Genomic DNA, 6,296 nt, shown 5'->3' on the forward strand with positions numbered 1-6,296 from the left:
AATTGTATAATATACCTGCATAGTAAATTCAGGTTATTTTTGACGTATTATTGACATCATTTTGTCTGAAATATGTCTTTTGTCATTTTTTTGAATCATATTTTCCTCATTAGCAAAATATGTTTTTTCAATATACGGCTTACTTTTATATCTATAAAACAATCGTTTTTTCTTCATACACTTGACTTTCACCCGAAAAAATGTCCTCACAACCACCCTCGATAAATGCTTATTTTTTGTCAAGAGAAAAATATATTTCCAAAATTCAAACTCGAAATAATGTTATTCAAAAATAGAAAATAGCTTCCCTCTTCCTCGACTAAAAGTTCATTCTTTTGTCATTTTTCCATAACAAATAAAAAAGCTGATAGTCAATTAGACTCTCAGCTTTTTTATTTGTTTTGCTGTATGTTTTCTAACGGCTGGTAATATTTCAGTAGCAATTAATTCAATATTTTTCTCAATTTTATCAAATGGTACACCGCCAAAATCAATTTGTGCCATAAAGCGTTGTTGGCCAAACAATTCATATTGGTAAAGCATTTTCTCAATGATTTGTTGTGGGCTACCAACCATTAAAGCATCACGGTAATCTATTGCATTTGTAAATTGCTGTTTCGGATACCCACCACCGCGCAGTGTAAGCATACCAGCATTAATGTGAGGATAATATTCACTAAGTGCATCTTGTGAATTTTTTGCCGTATAAAATAAACTCGTTGTCGCAACTGGTAAACTAGCTGGATCAAATCCACTTTGCTGAGCAGCCTCGCGGTAAGCATCTACTGACACTTTAAAGTTAATTGCTGGACCACCAAGTGTTGTTATCATCATTGGCACACCTGCACGTCCTGCTTTAATTGCACTAGCTGGTGGACCTCCAACTGCACGCCAAATTGGTAAGTTATTATTTTTCGCTCTTGGAATAACCGATGCATGTGCGAGCGGTGCTCTGAACTGTCCATTCCATGTTACATGTTCCTCGTTATTAATTTTTAATAAAAGATCCATCTTCTCTTCAAATAATTCTTCATAATCATTCACGTCATAACCAAGTAAACTATATCCTCCAATACGAGATCCACGACCAGCTACGATTTCAGCACGACCATTAGAAATCAAGTCAATGGTAGCGAAATCCTCATATACTCGAACTGGGTCAGATGTACTTAATATCGTTGCGGAACTTGCAATTTTTATATTTTTCGTAGCTTGCGCGACCGCACCTAAAATAACTGTATGAGCTTGCGTTGTAAAATGCGTTTGATGACTTTCACCTACAGCAAACACATCAAGCCCTGCCTCATCTGCTAACTTAGCTGTTTCAATTAGTTCGTGAATTCTTTTTTCTGGCGTAACTTTCTCCCCATTATGTGGATTTAATACATGATCGCCAATTGAATATAACCCAAACTCAATTCCTTTTCTTGTATCTATACGGTATTTTTCCATAGTTACTCTCCCCTTTAATAAAGTAGTATTAGTTTTTCTTCTAAAAACGTTGGTAAGTCAAGTATATCTCCGTATTACCTATCTCATCACTTGATTAGTCAATTGATGATGTAAAAAAAATTACTCTTGCGGTAATTCTTTTTTTTCGCTATGCTTATGAACTTTCGTCATCAGCTCGTATAATATTTTCTGCTCTTCTTCATTTAATACATCATCAAAAAACGAAGATTGAAATGCAAGTTGCTCTGGCAATGCTCTCTCTAAAGCTGCTTCTCCTTGCTCTGTAAGACTAATTGTTTTCGTTTTCCAATCTTGTTTTCGTACAATATATCCTTCTTTTTCAAGACGAGTTAACATTCGAGAAATGCCACCTTGTGTAACAGTTACCTTTTCAGCTAACTCCATTTGTGTTAGTGGTTGATACGTACGTATTTGCAAAAGCACATCAAATTGAGCTGTCGTTAAATCAAAACGTTTTAAAAACTCATTTGACATTTGATTACTTTGGTTCGTAAATCGTATTAAACGTAACCATATTAATGATCCTATCGTATTATCACGCATGTTTCATCACTTCCTAGCGTTCATCTTACTATCACTTTACCACTCAAGTGATGGTAATGCAAGTGAAAAAGTATTCGACATTATATTACGTATCCACTAAACCAATCTATATAACTCCTGAATCACCAATAAACAAACAAGAGTGCTTAGATAAACCCTTTAGGTTTCCTAACACTCTGATATCTTTGTAGATTTTAGGGTATGAAAATAATAAATAATTATTGAATAAATGTAAAAAACTAAAAAATGAATATTCATAATCACTCTTATAGCGTAATATAACACTGGTTATACCCTTATCCTATCTACTACAATATCCTTATGTACGGCTAATTACATTTGTGAAGGTATGTAAAATGAATTCAAGTTAATCATTTATTAATTACAAATATTCTTATTAATGAATTTCTGATTTATCTATTTTCAGAAAATTGATGGATTATTTAACGATGTGAATCCTAGAAACGAGCCAAAATCTATTCAAAAAATGGAGTATAGTTGTAATTACAGCTGTGTTATTGATTTCCCAATTGAGTTAGTTATCTCAACTGCACATAAGAGCTGAAGCACCTTCAAATTCTACTGTATTTCATAAATTAATGCCTAAATATTTAATAACCAATTTTAATTTTGATATGGATGCATCAGCTGTTACGATAACGCAGTAATTGAAAATCTCTTTGGAATCATGAAGTCTGAATTTCTATACCGAAAAGAATTTAAAAATATAGACCACTTTAAACACGAACTAACAAAGTACATAGCGTACTATAATCATAAAAGAATTAAGGCAAAACTAAAAGGCATGAGTCCGATACAATATCGGATTCATGCCCAAGAAGCTACCTAATGAAATAATGAAATTTATCTATATTTTTAATGCATTAATCAAATCTTTTATCAATTTTTCCTCATCATTTTTTAATTCTTCTAGCCTATCTACAATTTTCAAAATAATATCATTATCTTTTACTAAGCTATATTTAACAAACATATTGCGTATAATTAATGCTCGATCTTCAATTTTCTTTGCATCTTGATATATTTTCGTTTCTATTATTTGATTTTCTAACATAAAGTTAATCCGGGAGGCCATAACCTTTTTATGCTCCCACAAAATATGTGTATTTCTTATATCTATATATACCTCTCCCTGGATTAATGCTTCGAAGTAATTATAAAGTTGCTTATAAGATTCCATACCATAAAATCTTTCCCAGGGTTCCAATAACATACTAAACTTCTCAGAAGTATTTCTCGAATGAAGATAATCTTCCAAAGATTCAATCACTAATTTTTTATTAAATTCATATTCTCCTTCTGGATTAAACTTATATAAGTAAACTTGATTACATTCATTCTCTATATTCTCTAGGTATAAATAGGATTTTCTAAATTCAGAAAAACTTACTTTTGAACTCTTAAAAGAAACATTCTTATTAAACCCTAATACATCAAACGTCTCTGAATTTATGTCATAACCATATACTAATATATCATGAGAAAAATGTCTCTTTTTATAGGTACGTCTATCCGGAATATAATATTCATCTACATTCAAATACACATAATAATTTTCATTCAGGGACTTTATTACAAAATCTATTATGTCCTGATTTGTAAATTTAATTAAATCTCTTTGTAGCTTCTGTACTTTTAACCATGGACAAATAGTATGATCATACATATAAAAACAAAATGGTACCGGTGATTTAAATTCCTTATCAAATGCTACTTGAATGTAATTACTATAGAACCATGGATACGCTTCTTCGTGATTTAAGATAATGGCTAATGGATAGGCGTAAAATTGATATCCATAAACTGGTGGTTTTTCTATTGGCAACTTTTTTTTACCCATTATTTTCTCCTATTCAATTAGTTTTTTTAAAGGGAAAAATTCAGAAATTAGAAACAGTGGTTCTTTTTCACTGTTAATAGTATAGGTTTTCCCTAAAATTTTGTCTTCACACCCTATTTGAAGATGTTTAGCCATCCCCTCTTCTTGATATATATTTACATTTTCAATTTTCCTACTGGTATCTAGCTTATACTTATCTAAAATTTTTCCGATTGGCTCAACCCCTTTTATCAAATCTTCCATAACTTCTTTTTGAAACTTTTCTATAAATACAATAGAAATGGCATATAAGAATATTTCGCCTGTTTCTTCACTTTCTAAAGTTGCTTCTCTAACTAGGAAATAATCAGGTAATTTTGTATTAAATACTTTTAGTATAGGCAGATCTGTATTCTGCCGTATTAAATTCACTTTTATAATAGTATTATGGTATATTTCTAGTAATTCAGTCATCGAAGATTTAGTATATGTCACTAGTCGCCCATAACTACTTAGTTCGTATTCTTTTATATGCACACGGCATTCTCTCCTAATTTTTATTTTTTTGAATTAAATACTTTCCGATTACTAAATAATCCAAATCTATATTTAAAAAGCATTTAATAGCATCATTTGGTGATTCAACTATCGGTTCTCCATTATCATTAAATGAAGTATTCAAAAGAATTGGAATACCTGTTAAATTTTTAAACTCAGAAATTAATTTATGAAAATTCAGATTCATATCCTTTGATACTGTTTGCATTCTTCCAGTCCCATCAATATGAGTAATTGAAGGTACATCCTTTTGTTTAGAATTATGGATTTTCGGAACAAACAACATATAGTAAGAACTTTCTTTCATAGAAAAATATTTATCTTGTTCTTCTTCTAAAACAGCAGGTGCAAATGGTCGAAACGGTTCTCTATGCTTAATTCTTGTATTTATAAGGTCCTTCATATCATTATATCTAGGATCTGCTAATATACTACGATTTCCTAATGCTCTTGGACCTACTTCTGATTTCCCCTGAAACCACCCTATAATATTTTTATCACTAATTAATTTAGCAACCGTTTTATGCAAATTTTTTGGTTCTGATACTATTATTGATTCTTTATATTGTTCTAGAGACTGTTTTATTTCTATTTCAGTGTATTCCTTTCCTAAGTACGGAGAAAAATCTGTTTTAGAGGGATTCCTATGCTTTCCTCCTAAAGCATAATACCCATAAAGGGCCGCTCCAATTCCAGTACCGGTATCACCTGTTGCAGGCATTACAAATACATTTTCAAAAGGAGTATTCTCTAAAACTTTATAGTTTACAACACTATTTAAAGCTACACCTCCAGAAATACATAAGTTTTTTATTTGAGTTTTTTCATATAAATAATTGCAAAGTTTAATTACAATATCCTCAGTATGATATTGAACTGCAAAAGCAAAATCAGCTTTTGCTTGCTCCAATCTCTTAAGCGTTTTCATATTTTCCAATACGTGATTTATGTACTGTTCCATTTCTCTCTGTTGCTCTAAGCTTTGATTGAAATTCCCATTTATATCACAATTATAGAATTTATAAAATTCCTTCACATATTTGTCCGTACCATAAGGAGCTAAGCCCATTGTTTTACCAGGTTCAATATAACCCTGTGAGTTAAATCCTATGCTATTAGTAACTATTCCATAAAAAAATCCTAATGAATTTGTATAAACCTGTTCATAATCCTCACCTACTACTTCGCCTTTAATATCCTTTAAAGTAGAAATCTGAGATCCTTCTCCTAAATAATATGTTATTGTTTCTCCAAATATTTGATTCTTACTATTTATTTGGCTCCCTCCACCATCTAAAACTAAAATAGCTGATTTTTCAAATTTCGATGGATAAAATACACTAGCTGCATGACTAAGATGATGACTAATTAACTTAACTTTTTTTCTATATTTAAGGTAATAACCAGGTGTTAGATAATCATTTGCCACTATTAAATCTACATCATCAATAGAAATTCCTTCCGAATCTAAACAATATTTTGCAGCCTTACACCTCGAAACACGTTCACCTAGCTTATATGCATATTTAACCCGTACTAACCTTTCCTCTTCTACAGCAACCTTAATTTCACTATTATCAACTAAACATGCTGAAAAATCATGTAAAGATCCACCCAATCCTAAAACCCTCATTTTATTTTCCTCCTACTCTCCAGTTCTTCATTACCTAATCATTTTAAAATAGGTTTGTGAACTATTTTTAATGTGTAGCTTTAAAGCATTATTTGAGTTATAAAATTCCTCTAATGATATTTGATTATTTAGAAATTTTACAAATAATTTGGGATCTAAGTGCTCAGAATATATTTCACAGAAATAGTGCATATTTTTAGACAAATTTTCAATTCTATTTTTTCCAACTGGATGTTCCATGTGATAAAC

6 protein-coding genes and 1 pseudogene are annotated in these 6,296 nt (G+C 30.8%); 1 reads left to right on the forward strand and 6 read right to left on the reverse strand.

Translation table 11 applies throughout. The features are described from left to right. Positions 1 to 375: 375 nt before the first annotated feature. A complete protein-coding gene (locus DN403_RS23880) occupies positions 376 to 1,452 on the reverse strand; it encodes an LLM class flavin-dependent oxidoreductase (protein WP_000417554.1) in 1,077 nt (358 codons plus the stop codon). 120 nt (positions 1,453 to 1,572) lie between these two features. Further along, positions 1,573 to 2,016 (reverse strand): MarR family winged helix-turn-helix transcriptional regulator, encoded by a 444-nt coding sequence (locus tag DN403_RS23885; RefSeq protein WP_001205523.1) that lies wholly within the window; start codon positions 2,014 to 2,016, stop codon positions 1,573 to 1,575. 646 nt (positions 2,017 to 2,662) lie between these two features. On the opposite strand from DN403_RS23885, the pseudogene DN403_RS23895 reads away from it, so the two are divergent. Beyond that, a pseudogene (locus tag DN403_RS23895) lies at positions 2,663 to 2,866 on the forward strand (IS3 family transposase); the annotation flags it as partial. 18 nt (positions 2,867 to 2,884) lie between these two features. Here the strand turns inward: DN403_RS23895 and DN403_RS23900 are convergent. The 4 genes from DN403_RS23900 to DN403_RS31555 all read right to left on the reverse strand — a co-directional run. After that, on the reverse strand, positions 2,885 to 3,877 hold the full coding sequence (locus DN403_RS23900; RefSeq protein ID WP_000516762.1) for a cysteine peptidase family C39 domain-containing protein: 993 nt from the start codon (positions 3,875 to 3,877) through the stop codon (positions 2,885 to 2,887). Positions 3,878 to 3,886: 9 nt separating this feature from the next. Further along, positions 3,887 to 4,393, reverse strand: coding sequence for a chorismate--pyruvate lyase family protein (locus DN403_RS23905; RefSeq protein WP_000547679.1), 507 nt, complete (start codon positions 4,391 to 4,393; stop codon positions 3,887 to 3,889). A 13-nt stretch (positions 4,394 to 4,406) separates the two neighbouring features. Next, entirely contained in the window at positions 4,407 to 6,047 is a 1,641-nt protein-coding gene (locus tag DN403_RS23910; RefSeq protein ID WP_149185817.1) for a carbamoyltransferase family protein, read from the reverse strand. A 30-nt stretch (positions 6,048 to 6,077) separates the two neighbouring features. After that, positions 6,078 to 6,296 (reverse strand): hypothetical protein (locus DN403_RS31555; protein ID WP_218948248.1); only part of this gene is annotated, 219 nt, incomplete at its 5' end.

Source organism: Bacillus sp. AY2-1, assembly GCF_008368965.1.
Classification (GTDB): Bacteria; Bacillota; Bacilli; order Bacillales; family Bacillaceae_G; genus Bacillus_A; species Bacillus_A thuringiensis_S.

Coding starts and splice junctions, on each gene's coding strand:
- DN403_RS23885 (WP_001205523.1), bottom strand. CDS start 2,016: ATGCGTGATAATACGATAGGATCATTAATATGGTTACGTTTAATACGA.
- DN403_RS23910 (WP_149185817.1), bottom strand. CDS start 6,047: ATGAGGGTTTTAGGATTGGGTGGATCTTTACATGATTTTTCAGCATGT.
- DN403_RS23880 (WP_000417554.1), bottom strand. CDS start 1,452: ATGGAAAAATACCGTATAGATACAAGAAAAGGAATTGAGTTTGGGTTA.
- DN403_RS23900 (WP_000516762.1), bottom strand. CDS start 3,877: ATGGGTAAAAAAAAGTTGCCAATAGAAAAACCACCAGTTTATGGATAT.